This is a genomic window from Acinetobacter sp. Ag2 (assembly GCF_001005515.1).
In the GTDB taxonomy this organism is placed as follows: Bacteria; Pseudomonadota; Gammaproteobacteria; order Pseudomonadales; family Moraxellaceae; genus Acinetobacter; species Acinetobacter bereziniae.
In genome coordinates, this window is record NZ_LBNA01000042.1 from 39538 (window position 1) to 55726 (window position 16189).

Below are 16189 nucleotides of genomic sequence, written 5' to 3' on the forward strand. Positions count from 1 at the left end.
CAAAAAACAGGAAGGATTCATATGTCAGCCAATATCATTCAATCCTATGCAGCCCTAGAAGCAGGCGCTGAACTTGTACCTTATCAATTTGATGCTGGCGATTTAGCACCACATCAAGTTGAAGTTAAAGTTGAATATTGCGGTTTATGCCACTCTGATGTTTCCGTGATTAACAATGAATGGGGAAATGCAGTTTTCCCTGTAGTGGGTGGTCATGAAATTATTGGAACGATCACTCAGTTGGGTTCAGAAGCAAAAGGTTTAAAAGTCGGACAACGTGTTGGTATCGGTTGGACAGCAGAAAGCTGTCAGCACTGTGACCCATGTGTCAGTGGACAACAAGTGCTTTGCACTGGCGAAAAAAAAGCCACCATCGTTGGTCATGCTGGCGGTTTTGCAGATAAGGTTCGTGCTGGTTGGCAATGGATTATTCCACTTCCTGAAAACTTAGACCCTGAAAGTGCAGGTCCACTATTATGTGGGGGAATCACTGTTTTTGATCCGATTTTAAAACACCAAATTCAAGCTGTTCATCATGTAGGTGTCATTGGGATTGGTGGTTTAGGTCATATGGCAATTAAATTACTCAAAGCGTGGGGCTGTGAAATTACCGCATTCACCTCTAATTTAGATAAGTCAGATGAGCTGCGAGCGATGGGCGCAGACCATATCGTCAATAGCCGTGATGCAAATGATTTAAAAGCACAACGTGGTAAATTTGATTTGTTACTCTGTACGGTGAATGTGAGCTTAGACTGGAAAGCTTATCTGAATACACTTGCACCCAATGGCACTATTCATATGTTAGGCATGGTGCTTGAACCTATGCCCATTCCTGCAGGTACATTGATCAGTGGTGCAAAATCAGTAACTGGCTCTCCAACAGGCTCCCCTTTTGCATTACGTCAATTATTGCAATTCGCAGCGCGTAAAAATATTGCTCCTCAAATTGAAGTGTATCCAATGTCAAAAATTAATGATGCTTTGGAACGCCTCCATTCAGGAAAAGCACGTTATCGTATTGTGTTAAAAGCTGATTTTTAATCTATGCAATATACCCCATTTACGTTGACATTCATCATCGTCAATGGGGCAATGGATCATGCCGTTTGTAAACCTTAGTCAAACTGCCGGATTCTTCGGACTAGTGCTTTGATTTCAATCACGCATATCTGATTAAATTTATGTTTTTATAGAATTTGTTAGAAGATCTTGGGCATTCATTTATTTTTAATTTTTTGGATCATCACTGTTTTTTTCTAACGTGAGGCGATATGAATGTCATCATGTTGAGTGAGCTTATGCCACACTCTTGGTTGACAATTCGCCTCTGACCCAATCTGCCAATAACATGATGGCATCCTGAACCTCCTGAGACAATTCATGTCCTGCATTTAAACGAATACAATTGTTATAACGATGATCTTCACCAAAAATAATACCCGGAACAATATTGATACTGTATTGCTGCGCATAGTAATACAACGCCAAACTATCTACTTGTTCAGGGAATTGCAGCCAAAGCGCATAACTCCCCTGCGGTTGATTCAAACGGATACTCACGCCATGAAAAGCCTGTTGAATAAATTGTCGATACTGCTCAACCTGTGCCATCAGTTTAGGACGTAATTCACTCAGATGTTGACGATAGGCTCTGCTATAAATCATATCAGCAAGCCCCAATTGCAAAGGCGTATTCACCGAAACATTCTGTAAAATGAGTCTTGCATGTAAATGTTGTAAGCGCTGCGGTAAGCAAAACCAGCCTACACGATAAGAGGTCGATAGAGATTTTGAGACTGAGCTGCAATACACCACATACCCCTGTTGATCCCAATATTTAATAGGTAAAGGGCGTTTGGCATTAAAACTACATTCTGCATAAATATCATCTTCAATCACATAGCATTGATATTTCGCCGCAAGTTGTGCAATACGTTCTTTCTCAGCATTGCTGAGGCAAAAACCCAGAGGATTTTGAAAATTAGCCGTCAATAAGCAGATTTTTACCCCTGGACTTTGCATTTCTTGCTCTAAACGATCTAGATCAAAACCTTCTGTATTGGCTGGGATTTCGATAATTTTTCGCTTCAACAAAGCCAATAACTGCAACTGCCCATTATAGTTTGGTGTCGGCACAATCACGCTATCACCAACTTGTGTAAGGCTCTGAATCATGATCGACAGTGCAGGCATACAGCCATTACTGATATAAATATCTTCTTTTGCAATATAAAAACCATCTTCAGCCCAGTGTGCCGACAAAGCCTCCCTCAATTGCAGATGTCCTTGACGATCGTTATATAAAAAATCTTCTGGTTTACTGTGCTTTAAAGCACGTTGGATTGAACGACGTAAGGCTTCGATAGGAACCAGATTAGGTGACAATTGAATCGAACCGAGATGAATCAATTTATTATTGATCGCAGCCTCATGAATTTGAATTTGCAATTCCAGATTAGAAACTTCCCGTGGTCTAGACTGAAAATCTGGATGGTCAGGTACAGCTATCTGCGGGGAATTTGGCAAAGCCTGTACAAAATAACCTGACTTTTCTTTGACAAAAATCAAGCCTTGAGCTTCAAGCAATTCATAACAACTCTTTGCCGTATTCAAACTCACTTTTTGTAGTTCAGCAAATTGACGCAAAGAACTCAGTCGTTGCCCGACTGCGAGCTCCCCACAATAAATTTTTTGCGCGATCTGTTGTGCCAAGATCTGATATTGGAAAGCCATATCTGTACCCAAATTTTAATATTTGTTGTATCTGTATCTGTAAATCTAACAGATTTATGCTTCTTTTACAGCCAGTTTTTAAAACATAATTGATTTGAAAGGAGAAAATAATGAGAATCATCGCCCTAATCAGCCTTGCTTTGGTACTCAGCGCCTGCCAGCCTCAACAAGTCAATAAAGCAGCTCAGCAACAACATTTTGTATGCAAATCTTTGATTGAAGGTTTTTTGAAGACACAACGTTTGGGTAATTATCAGCTTGATCATCTACAGCCAACCTTGCATCAGGCTGTCGCGGTCAGACATTATCACTATCGTGCCAGTGGGGATCAGGCTATTAAAATAAATATGCCTGTTCAAAAAAATTTAGAATTCCAATGCCAACAAACCTCCGCCGAGCATTTTGAAATTCATTTGGTGACACCGCAACAGCCCAACACTGCCCCATTATTGAGTCTAGATCTACCACCACAAAAGACTATCGAAACCTTGACAGCTTTTGCGCTAAAAACTCAATAAATAGACGCACACGTTTAGGCAAATGCTCTTGTTGATAATAAACTGCATGGATGTGTTGCTCGTAAATTTCTATTTGATCTTCAAATAGCGCGATCAACCTTCCCGCTCTGAGATCTTTAAGCACCTCAAATGCTGAAAGTCTGGCGATACCATGCCCACGTAGACAAAGTTGACGTACTGTTTCACCGCTAGATGCTTTGATTTTAGGTTGTACAGTCAATTTTTCACCATTCACACGGATGGGCCAAGTATTGAGATGACTGACCTTACTAAATCCGATTTGAACATGATTGAGGATATCGAGTGGGGTTGCAGGATAACCATTTCGTGCTAAATACTCAGGGCTGGCAACAATGTATAAACGACTTTTACACAGCAATCTCGCATGTAGGCTGGAGTCATTCAATTCTCCAAAACGTATTGCGACATCCGTTTTATGTTCCAATAAATCAATAATTTGATCATTACTGTTTAATTCAATTTCAATGTCTGGATAAAGCTGAGAAAACTCTTGCATTAAGGGTGCAATCACATGCAACACAAAAGGCGTCGCCGAATCGACACGAATCAACCCAGAAGTATCACTGTCCGACTTCAATAAAGCATCTTCAGCTTCATTCAGATCATGCACAATTTTCCGTGCTTTTTCTAAAAATAATTGCCCCTCTTGAGTTAACTTAAGCTTCCGCGTAGTTCGCTCCAGTAAAGTCACATTCAGTTTAGACTCAAGCCGTTGCAAAGCTCGGCTCACGCCCGAAGTCGTTTGTTCAAGATGTGTTGCAGCAGCAACAATCGAACCACTGTCCACAATATTGATAAATGCCTGTAACTCTTCTAAAGTCGATTTCATCTCTGCAATATCACGATTTATTATTGATTAATAGTCAATAATATTTTGCATATTCCTGTATTTTTCCGCAACAATTAAAGTAGCAAAATAGCGCTAATCCCAGAAAATAAAGTGAAGCACATCATGACAAATATCGTTCCTCAATTTGGTGTAGGTACTTTTCGTTTAACCGGTCAAACGGTGATTGACTCAGTCAAAACTGCCCTAGATGTGGGTTACCGTGCCATTGATACAGCACAAATCTATGGCAATGAAGCTGAAGTCGGTCAGGCGATTGCTGAAAGTCATATTCATCCTGATGAATTGTTTATCACGACAAAGATATGGACAGACAATTATCAAGCAGACAAACTTATTCCAAGTTTGAAAGAGAGCCTGCAAAAACTGCGCACTGATGCTGTCAATCTGACTTTGATCCATTGGCCTGCACCAAGTTTAGGTATTTCTGTTGCTGAAATGATGCATAACCTTTTAGAAGCTAAAAAGCTTGGCTTAACTGAACATATTGGTATTTCAAACTTCAATATTGACTTGTCACAACAAGCGATTGATGCTGTTGGGCTTGAAAATATTGCAACAAACCAAATTGAGCTCAGCCCTTATTTACAAAACTCAAAGTTAGTGGATTTCTTACAATCACAACATATTGATGTGACGTCATACATGACTTTAGCTTATGGCAAAGTTTTAAATGATCCTGTATTGACTGAAATCGCTCAACAACATCAAACTTCAACAGCACAAATTGCGTTGGCATGGGCATTGCAAAAAGGTTTTGCGGTTATTCCATCATCAACCAAGCGTGAAAACTTAATGGCGAACTTAAAAGCCCAAGAGATTCAACTCTCTACTGAAGAAATGCAGATGATCGCAAAATTGGAGCGCAATGGTCGTGAAGTTGATCCAGAAAATTTAGCACCGAAATGGGATATTTAATTTAGCTGTTTAGCTTAATCACAGCTAAATCTATTCTCAGATTTTCACTGTTCATTTCTGATCGATTGAAAGGCATCAATTGCTTCGCAATATCTTTTGTTGCGAAGCTTTGATGTGTGTTTGACTCAAACAAAATGCGATCTAAAAGCTTTTGTTGAAATCAACATCAAAAAATTGTGCTTGTGATATTGGTCTGATGATTGCACCACTGTACTCGGTCTTTTTTCAATCTTCTGTATATTTGAGATCTCTCATGAAATTAAATTTTCCCTTACTTGCACTAGCCATAGGCGCTTTTGCAATAGGAACAACTGAATTTTCCCCAATGGGTTTTCTACCTCAAATTGCAGAAAACCTCAGCATTTCGATTCCCACAGCGGGAATGCTCATTACAGCTTATGCACTAGGCGTAATGATCGGTGCTCCGATTATGACATTGTGGTTTGGGCATTTTTCACGGCGTAAAGCACTGATATTTGCCATGAGTATTTTCACTGTAGGCAATATTCTTGCAGCCATTGCACCGAACTATTGGGGACTAATGGGTGCTCGAATAATTACCAGTCTTAATCATGGTGTATTTTTCGGTATTGGCTCAATTGTTGCCACCAGTGTTGTGCCTAAAGACAAACAGGCGAGTGCTGTTGCCATGATGTTTATGGGACTCACGATTGCCAATATTGGGGGTGTGCCTCTAGCAACATGGGTTGGACAAAATATTGGTTGGCGTATGTCCTTTGCCGCGATTGCAATCTTGGGTGTCATCACCATGTTGGCATTATGGAAAGCCTTGCCTGTAGATGTGGCAGGTCCGCGTCCAAATGTAAAAGCTGAACTGAAAGTTTTGACTCGCTTGCCTGTGCTTTTTGCCTTATTGACGACTGTGATGAGTGCAGGAGCGATGTTTACGCTCTACACCTATATTGCACCGAGCTTGCAAGATATCACCCATGCCAGTCCAATGTTTATCACACTGATGTTGGTCTTAATCGGAATCGGTTTTTCAATTGGGAATCATCTCGGTGGGAAATTCGCAGATCGATCACTGAATAAAACATTGATCGGTTTTTTAGTGTTATTAATGCTGTCCATGTTACTGTTCCCGATCTTGGCACAAACACCGCTTGGTGCAGCTTTGGCGCTTGTTGTTTGGGGAGCTGCAGCCTTTGCCGTTGTGCCTCCACTCCAAATGCGGGTGATGTCTGTTGCGCATGAAGCACCAGGACTAGCCTCTTCAGTGAATATTGGTGCATTTAATTTAGGTAATGCTTTAGGCGCAACCGTAGGTGGTGCAGTTCTCAGTATGGGTATGAGTTATTCAGCCGTTTCAATTGCAGGCGCAGTACTTACCGCATTAGGATTGCTCTTGGTATTTATCCAAATGAAAATGAGCAAAGAACCTGTGCATCAATTCAGCTAATGTTAACTTACCCAATCATCTGCGACTGAATTCATTATATTGTTCAGCTCCCTGCACCTTCATATAGTGCAGGGTTCAAAATAGCAATAAATAACGCATCCTGAATCCATGATTATTTTAAAATTTCAGGTAAGGTAGCAAGCTTGGTATTCTTTGCCAATTCAGATTTCATCTTTTGCAGCATTTGATAAGGTTGCTGTTCAACCAGCATATTGGTCACACTTGCTGGGATTGAACCTTCAGGATTGGCATGTCCAGAAGTGATTACTTTCACTTTATTGGGACCAAGTTTTTGAAATGTCCAATCGCCCGCATAATCTTTTAAACGAATATAATCTGAGTTCAGTGCTTTACCTTGTTGTACCGCAGAGTTTTTAATATAAATCGTGCCACTCGCGTCTTTAGACATCGTTCCTTTCACCACCATGTCACGATCTTTTAGAGGAAATGGAAAGTCTAAAACCATATAAATACTGAATTCGCCCTTTTTATCATCTCGAGACAGCACTTCTGCTTTAGCAACATTGGGTACCCATTTAGGAGAATTATTGACATCCAGAACTAGAGCAACAGCCCGTTCGATCGGTACGTCTATTGTTGTTTCTGCTTTATAGGACAGAACAGGGTTATTGGTATCTTTATAAGTCCAAACCTTAATGTTGTTTTTGTTCAGACTCAATTTGGCATTGCTCGGTAAAGCTGCTTGTGCAGTCAGGCTAAAAGCACTAACTACACAAGTAAGTAACATCACTGTTTTTTTCATTTTTTATGTTCAAAATTTGACTCATTGTTATAATTTTAGCGCAACATGTTTTAAGCTTGAATATCATTTAAGCCTAAAACGTCCTTCATATCGTATTTTTTTGCATCTTTTCCGACAACCCAAGCTGCTGCACGTACAGCGCCTGCTGCAAAGTTCATACGATTGGTCGCTTTATGTGTCACTTCGACACGCTCACCCTCGCCTATGAACATCACAGTATGCTCACCGACGATATCACCGCCACGAATCGTTTCAAAACCGATCGTTTCACGTTCACGTGGACCTGTATGACCTTCACGACCATAAACCGCCACTTTCTTCAAATCACGCCCTAAAGTTTCCGCAACCGCTTCCCCCATCATCAAAGCAGTTCCAGATGGTGCATCTACTTTGTGACGATGGTGTGCCTCGATAATCTCAATATCCACTGTATCACCAAAAACTTTGGCAGCCAGCTCGAGCAATTTAATTGAAACATTGACACCCACTGAGTAGTTTGCGGCATAAACAATGGGGGTTTGTGTCGCAGATTGATTTAACAAGGTTTTTTGCTCATCTGAAAAACCTGTTGTTCCAATCACCATGGCAACACCAGCATCACGGCATAATTTTAGATGGCTTTCTGTTGCAACTGGGGCAGTGAAATCAATCACCACATCAACATCTTTTAAAATGTCTTCCAAACTGCCCACGACTTTGATACCGACAGCACCAATTCCAGCAAGTTCCCCTGCATCTGCCCCAATCAACGTACTTTCTGGACGCTCTACCGCTGCCGCAAGCTGATAACCTGCTTGTTGTACCGCTTGAATCAATGTACGGCCCATACGACCGCCTGCACCTAAAATACCAATACGTGGAGCTGCTGACATACGATCTTCCTAAATCTGAATTTGAAAATTTGGCTCTACTATAACAAAACTCAGTTCCAAGACCACGATTCCATTTAAAAAATACTGCGAACTTTCTGATTTCTTTTAAGTCTTCGGCAATTAAGGTCAAAAAAGTAGACTCAACGAAAAAATAGATCAAGACTAAAAAATATATCGGTAAAACTTTGAAAAAATTTAAAATATTGCTCAATCTATTTCATCAAAGTGCAAGAATCACACAGCAGACTACTGCCACGAATGAAAACAATATGGATTATAAGGAGATCAATATGCATTCGAATAAAATGGTTTTTGCATTTGTATTAGCAACAATGATGACCAGTGCTTGGGCTGAATCTGCACCAACTCCAGCCGCTACACTTACTGAAGAAAAAACGGTCTCTCAAGGCAACGCGACTACGCCTTCAGAAACACAAACTGAAGTTCGTGTTGAAGACATTGACGCTCCGATTCTTGAATAATTTTGGTTTGTTTTTAGCGTTAGAGGATATGGGGTTATATCCTCTAATGTTGGAATCACTGCACAGATTCACAATATGATCTACGCTAATCTATTGAAACTTTAGATGTAAAACGTGCAATGAAAGTTTTATCTCATTCAACAATATTTTCATAACATCATTTTATTGATCAATAAAAAAATTATATTTTGAAGCTACAATTAAAATAACGAAACAATTTTAAATAAAATTTAAGCTTAATAAATGAATATTCTAAAGCGTGGAAGTCATACAAATAATAGAGAGATTTAAGGAAATATAATGCAAATTAAAACCATGATTTTAGGACTAATGATGATCACAACTGTTTCGCTCAGTTGGGCACAAGAATCTGCCGTCCCCGCTGAACCGCAGACAGCATCCTCATCTACTCTGGCAGTGATTCTTCCACAAGATGACAATTCAATCGATGCTGCGCCAGATGATCATGAATTTGACCAATCCTCATCGGATCAACCGACAAAATAAAAAATGGAGCAACAGCTCACTGTTGCTCCATTTTTATTGCTTTAATCGTTCAGATTAATTAGTCGAATAAACGATCAAAGAAAGATTTTTTCTTCGGCGAAGATTTATTGTCATCACTTTCCATGGTCGCTTGAAGTTCTTTCAACAGCTCACGTTGGCGACTTGTCAAATTCACAGGAGTTTCTACTACGATACGGCAAAGTAAATCACCTTGCATGCTACTACGTACAGGTTTCACGCCTTTACCACGTAAACGGAACATTTTACCGGTTTGTGTACCTTCAGGCACTTTCAAACTGACACGACCATCTAAAGTCGGAATTTCAAGTTCCTTACCTAAAGCAGCATCAGCAATGCTCACAGGCACATCCATATAGAGGTCTGCACCATCACGTTGGAAGATGTCATGTTCACGTACAACCACTTCAACATATAGGTCACCAGACTGACCATCACGAATTGCTTCACCTTTACCGGTTAAGCGTACGCGATCACCATTGTCCACACCTGCTGGAATGGTCACTTCAAGCGTTTGTTGACGATCTGAAACCCCAGAACCATGACACTTATTACATGGGTTTTTAATGATTTTGCCCTGTCCACGACAAGTGCTACAAGTCTGTTGGACTGAGAAAAACCCTTGTTGCATACGCACCTGACCTGCGCCATGACAAGTCTTACACGTTTCAACATCATTCGGATTTTTTGAACCTTTTCCATCACAGGCATCGCAAGGTGCTGGTGCAGTGAAAGTAATGGTTTTTTTCACCCCTTTCACAGCTTCTTCAAGCGTTAATTCCATGACATAACGGAGATCTGAGCCACGACGTGCACGTTGTTGACCACGACCACCGCCGCCAAAAGCACCACCGAAAATATCACCAAACTGGCTGAAAATATCTTCGGCACTGAATCCACCGCCGAAGCCGCCACCGCCCATACCACCTTCAAAGGCATTGTGCCCCATACGGTCATACATGCTGCGTTTTTCACTGTCAGAAAGCACTTCGTAGGCTTCTGCACATTCTTTGAACTTTTCTTCAGCTTCTGCGTTGTCAGGGTTGCGATCTGGATGATACTTCATCGCCAACTTACGGTAGGCTTTTTTAATTTCATCATCACTAGCGGTTTTAGCAATACCTAAAACCTCATAATAATCACGTTTAGCCATGATTGGCGATGCTCCACAAAAATTTGATAATACTTCTATGCAGAGTAAATTGGGGGCGATGTTATTTTTTACAAGTTTGAAATCTAGTTTTTTTTAAAAAACTGCTTTTTTCTGTAAATATTTTGTAAAACCTTTAAGCCAAATATTGAGTAAATATAGCCATGCAATCGCACTAAATACGACACCTGCCACTGTACATGCTTTTACCCAGATGAAACTGTCCCAATAGAAAAACATTAAAGGGATAAACCACAATGCAGCAAAAGCCGCTAAAATCAAAAAAATGACAGCATTGCGCATAATCCACAATGCTTGTGCATGTATCCATACCTCTGCATCATTTGCTACTGCTACCTTGCGCGCTAACCAATATGCGAGCACTGCTGTAATTACCGTAAATAATGCAAGAAACATAAACAAATAAGAGCTCGTAATGAACTTACGATGCTGTTCCGGATTTGTTTGCCCCATGGGTGTTTTTGACCTCAAATTCATTGCATACTGATTGACTTATTATGCAATGAAATTTCCTATGTTATTTTCTGTTAAAGATTAAGTGCTACTATATTGAAGTTTTCAATTTTTCGCACCTAATATTCACAACAAATTATGTATTTTCTGTAGTTTTTTTAATCTTAAACCAAGTCGCATATAGCGCAGGTAAGAAAAATAGGGTCAAAAGTGTAGCGATAATTAATCCACCCATAATCGCAACAGCCATCGGACCAAAGAAAATACTACGTGACAGCGGTATCATCGCCAAAACAGCAGCCAATGCAGTAAGAATAATTGGACGGAAACGGCGTACTGTTGCGTCCAAAATTGCATCCCATTGATTATGCCCAGCTCGAATATCCTGCTCAATCTGATCGATCAGAATTAAAGAATTTCGCATAATCATGCCAGATAGTGCAATCGTACCGAGCATTGCCACAAAGCCGAACGGTTTGTTAAATAACAACAGGAATAAAACTACACCGATTAAACCCAATGGCGCAGTCAAAAACACAATGAAAGAACGTGAAATACTTTTCAGCTGAATCATCAGGAGCGTAAATACCACTGCTAGGAATAGAGGCATACCTGCATTCACAGAGCTTTGTCCTTTGGCAGACTCCTCTACTGTTCCGCCCACTTCAACCAAATAACCACTTGGTAATGTTGCGCGAAGCTGATCCATTTTCTCTGCCATTTGATTTACAACAGTTGCGGGTTGTAACTTGCTCCGAATATCTGCACGTACTGTAATGGTTGGTAAACGATTGCGGTGCCAGATTAGACCGTCTTCAAACTTATACTGTAGTTTCGCGATTTGTGCCAATGGTACTGTAGTGCCATTGCTGGTCGGTACAGCCAAACTTGATAATGCTTCCACATTAATTCGTTCAGCCTGATCCCCACGGATACGTACATCAATTAATTCACGTTTTTCACGATACTGATTGATGATTGCACCTGAAATCGAACTGTTTAAGAAATTCGCCAAATCTTCCGAACTCACGCCCATTTGACGCGCACGATCTTGGTCGATCAGCAAAGAAATGATTTTACTTTGCTCACCCCAATCCAAATGCACATTGCCAGTATTTGGATTTTCACTCAGCAGTTGAGCAACTTTCTGGGCTTCCTGACGGACTACAGCAACGTCTTCACCAGATACACGATACTGCAACGGATAGCCCACAGGAGGACCATTTTCCAACAATGAGACACGGGTTCGAACTTGTGGCAATAATTGGCGAATTTGAGTATCTAAGGATTTACGAATTTCATCGCGATCGTCAAGTGATGACGCCAACACCACAAACTGTGCAAAACTGGCTTGTGGCATTTGTTGATCAAGTGGCAAGTAAAAACGTGGCGAGCCTGTGCCAACATAAGCGACATAATTATCAATACCGTCTTGTTTGGATAAGAATGCTTCCACTTTTTTCACAGCATTTTCAGTTGCGGTGAGTGAAGCGCCTTCTTCCAATTTTAAATCGACCAGAATTTCGGCACGGTTTGACGGTGGAAAAAACTGTTGTGGTACAAACTTAAACATCACCACCGACAGTACAAATATCCCTACAGTGATTGAAATCACCGTTTTTCGATAGGTCACACACCAATTCACCAACTTTCTAAAGCTTTGATAAAATTTCGATTGGTAGGGATCAAAATGCTCACCAGCATGATGAATCACAGGTTGCGGTTCTGGTTGTTTACGCAATCTTGCATAAAGACGCTGATACCACGGCGCTTTTTGCGCTTCTTTACTAAAATCAGGCAGTAATTTATCACCCAAATAAGGTACAAAAATCACCGCGGCAAACCATGACACAACTAAAGCAATGGTAACCACTTGGAAAATTGAACGGGTATATTCACCTGTACTTGATGCAGCGGTCGCAATCGGTAAAAATCCCGCAGCGGTAATTAATGTACCTGTTAGCATTGGAAATGCAGTACTGGTCCATGCAAATCCTGCCGCTTTCATTCGACTATAGCCTTGCTCCATTTTGATCGCCATCATTTCGACCGCGATAATGGCATCATCGACCAAAAGTCCTAGTGCGAGGATCAATGCGCCTAAAGAAATCTTATGCAAGCCAACATCAAACAGATTCATCCCTGCAAAGGTCATGGCAAGCACCAATGGAATCGAGAAGGCAACCACTAATCCTGTTCGGAAACCCAATGAGAAGAAACTGACCAGTAAAACAATAATCACAGCCTCAGCCAATACTTTGACGAATTCATGAATACTACGTTGTACTGCAACAGGCTGATCTGAAACTTTTTTCAGTTCCATGCCCAAAGGTAAAGTCTTTTGTAGGGTTTGAAATTCAGTCTCTAGATTTTTACCCAATGCAATGATGTCCCCACCTTTACGCATGGATACAGCAAGACCAATACCATTTTCTCCCATAAAGCGCATACGCGGTTGAGCAGGCTCGCTAAAACCACGATAAACCTCAGCCACATCGCCCAGTTGAATAGTTTTATTTCCCACCAGCAACGGCATTTTTTTCAGATCGTCTACGCTTTTTAATGCGCCACTGACACGGACTTGAATACGGTCTGTACCTGTTTCAAAGAAACCTGCACTGGTCACACTATTTTGTTTTGCCAAAGCTTCTTGGATTGCTGTAACAGGCACACCCATCTGCACTGCTTTAGTATTGGAAATCTCAATCCAAATCTTTTGATCTTGTAATCCAACCAAATTGACTTTGCTGACATCTTTTACTCGCTGTAAGCGAAGTTGTAGTCGATCGGCATATTCTTTGAGTGTGGCATAATTGAAGTCTTTGCCTGTTAAAACATAAATATTCCCGAATGTATCGCCAAACTCATCATTAAAGAATGGACCCTGAACACCAGAAGGCAACTGTGTTTTGATGTCACCGACTTTTTTACGTACTTGGTACCAAACATTTGGAAGTTCATTGGATACTAACGAATCTTTTGCCATAAACATGACCATGGACTCTCCAGGACGAGAGTACGCCATAATCTTGTCATAGAGCCCTGTACTCATGAGCTCCTTTTCAACTTTATCGGTGATTTGCAAAGAGACTTCCTGTGCTGTTGCACCCGGCCAGTAGGTTTGCACCACCATCACTTTAAAGGAAAAAGGAGGATCTTCACTTTGAGACAGTTTGGAATAAGAAAATAACCCGACAATCCCCAGCAAAATCATAAAATAAAGCACTAAGCCTTTATTTTTGAGCGCCCATTCTGACAAATTAAAGGAGTTAAATAGACTCATGATCATGCCCCTTTTTGGATAGTTACAGCACGATTTTCACGATCTATTGGTTTAATTTTTTGCTTGTCACGGAGTAAGTGAACACCGCCGACCACCACCCATTGCCCCGCATTTAAACCACTCAATACCGTGACATTGTCACGCCCATAAGGTCCTAAAGTCACAGAGACTTTACGAATGGTCTGATCAGGATTAACCACCCAAATATATGCTTGATTATTATTGGCTGAGACACTGCTCAGCGGTACACTCAAAATATTTTGAATATTTTGATTGAAAAACACACGTGCGCTTTGCCCCAGTTGAATGACCGACTGTGCTTCTTTTAAAGCCACTTTCACTGTAAATGTCCGCGATTGATCTGCAGCAGGAGAAATCTCACGGACATAGGCTGCAAATTTATCTTCAGGCTTTGACCACAAGGTAATCCATGCGCTTTGTCCAACTTTAATTTCAGAAATCGCCTGTTCAGGAACCCCGATAACCACCTCACGATCACCATCAATCGCCAATTGATAAATCGCTTGCCCAGCCGAAACCACTTGTCCAATTTCAATATTACGTTGGGTAATGACCCCATTTTTATTGGCAATCAGTTGGTTATAACCTGTCTGATTGGCACTGACATCATAGTTGGATTGTGCTTGTTTAAGGCTTGCCTGTGCTGCGTCATATTGATTTTTAACACTATCGTATTGGGAACGACTGACGGCATTGATGGGTAATAATTGTTGAAAACGTTTAAACTCATCTGCTGCAACTTTCGCAGCGGATTGAGCACTTTCAAGTTGTGCTTTTGCAGAGTTCAATTGTAATTCGGCATCTTTGACATCTAGCTTGGCCAAAACCTGCCCAACTTTAACGCGGTCGCCAACCTCGACATAACGTGCAGTGATCTGTCCAGCAACTCGAAAGGCTAACGCAGTTTGCTGCCGTGCCTGTACATCGCCTGCATAGCTTTTCTGATCTTCTTGGGAAGTCAGCGGTTGGGCAACCATCACCAAGGGAATCTGTTCCACTTCAGGCGCTGGCTTACTACATCCCACCAGAATGACACTACACGATACCAATAGGCTCGTGATCACTAACTTTATACTACGCATAGGCAAGGCTCTTATTTAAATGCTCTTTTCAGGTAAATGAGAATGAGATATTGAGACCATGTGACGATTCATCTAGCACCTTGCAAAACAAACAAAACCATACTTTGTTCTTGCGCAGGTTGGCGTTAAAATAATCTTAGCCAGCATGCCGAAACTGAAAAAGTAATTTTCTAGGTTTCACGCTTTGCCCGCTTAGTTTTACTGAACGGCACAAGTCATTGATGAAATGTCAAAAGCCCGTTTGTTGCTCATTTTTTAATTAATATACTGCATGGTACAATAATTGTGAATCATGTTTTGAGTAATTGACCTAATTTTGTTTTTTTGGGAATTATTGTGCAAACAACAGTTGGCCGTCCAAAGGACTTAGAAAAACGTAAACACATTGTAGAAGCAGCAAAAAAACTGTTTCTAAAGCTTGGCTATCACGGTTCCAGTATGAACCAGATTGCCAAAGAAGCAGGTGTGACAAAACTGACCGTATATAACCATTTTCAAGATAAAGAAACTTTATTTAGCTGTGCCATTGAAGAAACTTGCGAACAGTCAATTAATGCCCGACCATTGCGTCTCAATGCTGAAAGTGATTTTTATGCACATTTTTTTCAAGCCTGTGAATTGGCTATGAATGTGATTAATTTGCCTGAAGCTATTAAATTAGATCATTTACTATTGGAACTTGCCGCAGAAAAGAACCCTTTAGCGCTACAATTCTATAATTCGTCTCATCAGAGAATGTGTTCGGTATGGCAAGACTTTTTTCAACAAGCCACGAACCTACAATTCATTCAAGCAGACCAGATCGAAAAACAGACCAATTTAATTTTGTCATTATTGCTTGGTGTTCGTCATCATGAGGTCTTGTTGGGAATTCGCCCAACGCCAACAGACCAAGAAAAGCAGCAAATCATCAAAGAAAGCATTGATTTATTTATGCTGAAATATAAACCGTGATGGTGCTATTAAAAAACTAAATAATGTGCAATTGCTGTTTCAGGCATACTCGAAGGTGTCATAGGCAAATTGACCCAAAAAGTTGGGGTCTGTTGACAATTCGTCTATGTTTGCGACTAGGTG

General features: G+C 40.8%; 15 protein-coding genes. 7 read left to right on the forward strand and 8 right to left on the reverse strand.

The genetic code is table 11. The features are described 5' to 3' along the window. Nucleotides 1–21: 21 nt before the first annotated feature. Nucleotides 22–1044, forward strand: a complete 1023-nt coding sequence (ahr, locus tag AAV97_RS07180) for an NADPH-dependent aldehyde reductase Ahr (protein ID WP_005034992.1) — start codon at nucleotides 22–24, stop codon at nucleotides 1042–1044. Between the two features lie 255 nt (nucleotides 1045–1299). Here the strand turns inward: ahr and AAV97_RS07185 are convergent, their stop codons facing one another. Next, complete coding sequence (locus AAV97_RS07185) at nucleotides 1300–2736, reverse strand: PLP-dependent aminotransferase family protein (protein WP_005034989.1); 1437 nt, start codon at nucleotides 2734–2736, stop codon at nucleotides 1300–1302. 110 nt (nucleotides 2737–2846) lie between these two features. On the opposite strand from AAV97_RS07185, the gene AAV97_RS07190 reads away from it, so the two are divergent. After that, nucleotides 2847–3254 carry a hypothetical protein gene (locus AAV97_RS07190; protein ID WP_046760216.1) on the forward strand — a complete coding sequence of 136 codons (408 nt, stop codon included), beginning with the start codon at nucleotides 2847–2849 and terminating at the stop codon, nucleotides 3252–3254. Here the strand turns inward: AAV97_RS07190 and AAV97_RS07195 are convergent. Then, nucleotides 3214–4104, reverse strand: coding sequence for a LysR family transcriptional regulator (locus tag AAV97_RS07195; RefSeq protein ID WP_009585422.1), 891 nt, complete (start codon nucleotides 4102–4104; stop codon nucleotides 3214–3216). The two genes, AAV97_RS07190 and AAV97_RS07195, sit on opposite strands and share 41 nt — an antisense overlap. Before the next feature lie 123 nt (nucleotides 4105–4227). Between AAV97_RS07195 and dkgB the strand changes: the two genes are divergently transcribed. Both dkgB and AAV97_RS07205 read left to right on the forward strand, forming a co-directional pair. Further along, entirely contained in the window at nucleotides 4228–5040 is an 813-nt protein-coding gene (gene dkgB / locus AAV97_RS07200) for a 2,5-didehydrogluconate reductase DkgB (RefSeq protein WP_046760217.1), read from the forward strand. A 253-nt stretch (nucleotides 5041–5293) separates the two neighbouring features. Continuing rightward, nucleotides 5294–6460: an MFS transporter gene (locus AAV97_RS07205; protein WP_046760218.1), complete on the forward strand. Its 1167-nt coding sequence runs from the start codon at nucleotides 5294–5296 to the stop codon at nucleotides 6458–6460. Nucleotides 6461–6572: 112 nt separating this feature from the next. On the opposite strand, the gene AAV97_RS07210 is transcribed toward AAV97_RS07205, so the two are convergent. Both AAV97_RS07210 and dapB read right to left on the reverse strand, forming a co-directional pair. Beyond that, nucleotides 6573–7223, reverse strand: a complete 651-nt coding sequence (locus AAV97_RS07210; protein WP_046760219.1) for an START domain-containing protein — start codon at nucleotides 7221–7223, stop codon at nucleotides 6573–6575. Nucleotides 7224–7273: 50 nt separating this feature from the next. Continuing rightward, nucleotides 7274–8095, reverse strand: a complete 822-nt coding sequence (gene dapB / locus AAV97_RS07215; RefSeq protein WP_004825798.1) for a 4-hydroxy-tetrahydrodipicolinate reductase — start codon at nucleotides 8093–8095, stop codon at nucleotides 7274–7276. Between the two features lie 290 nt (nucleotides 8096–8385). Between dapB and AAV97_RS07220 the strand changes: the two genes are divergently transcribed. Continuing rightward, a complete protein-coding gene (locus tag AAV97_RS07220; RefSeq protein WP_046760220.1) occupies nucleotides 8386–8577 on the forward strand; it encodes a hypothetical protein in 192 nt (63 codons plus the stop codon). Between the two features lie 300 nt (nucleotides 8578–8877). After that, nucleotides 8878–9084, forward strand: a complete 207-nt coding sequence (locus AAV97_RS07225) for a hypothetical protein (protein ID WP_046760221.1) — start codon at nucleotides 8878–8880, stop codon at nucleotides 9082–9084. Between the two features lie 58 nt (nucleotides 9085–9142). Here the strand turns inward: AAV97_RS07225 and dnaJ are convergent, their stop codons facing one another. The 4 genes from dnaJ to AAV97_RS07245 form a co-directional block, all read right to left on the reverse strand. Next, nucleotides 9143–10255 carry a molecular chaperone DnaJ gene (gene dnaJ, locus AAV97_RS07230; RefSeq protein WP_004825793.1) on the reverse strand — a complete coding sequence of 371 codons (1113 nt, stop codon included), beginning with the start codon at nucleotides 10253–10255 and terminating at the stop codon, nucleotides 9143–9145. A 93-nt stretch (nucleotides 10256–10348) separates the two neighbouring features. Then, nucleotides 10349–10726: a hypothetical protein gene (locus AAV97_RS07235; protein WP_004825792.1), complete on the reverse strand. Its 378-nt coding sequence runs from the start codon at nucleotides 10724–10726 to the stop codon at nucleotides 10349–10351. A 136-nt stretch (nucleotides 10727–10862) separates the two neighbouring features. Further along, the gene (locus AAV97_RS07240; protein ID WP_046760222.1) at nucleotides 10863–14009 is read right to left on the reverse strand and encodes an efflux RND transporter permease subunit; all 3147 of its coding nucleotides are present in this window, start codon (nucleotides 14007–14009) and stop codon (nucleotides 10863–10865) included. Between the two features lie 2 nt (nucleotides 14010–14011). After that, nucleotides 14012–15112, reverse strand: a complete 1101-nt coding sequence (locus AAV97_RS07245; RefSeq protein ID WP_046760223.1) for an efflux RND transporter periplasmic adaptor subunit — start codon at nucleotides 15110–15112, stop codon at nucleotides 14012–14014. A gap of 336 nt (nucleotides 15113–15448) precedes the next feature. Here AAV97_RS07245 and AAV97_RS07250 point away from each other — a divergent pair, with 336 nt between their 5' ends. Then, the gene (locus AAV97_RS07250) at nucleotides 15449–16066 is read left to right on the forward strand and encodes a TetR/AcrR family transcriptional regulator (protein WP_046760224.1); all 618 of its coding nucleotides are present in this window, start codon (nucleotides 15449–15451) and stop codon (nucleotides 16064–16066) included. Nucleotides 16067–16189: the final 123 nt, after the last annotated feature.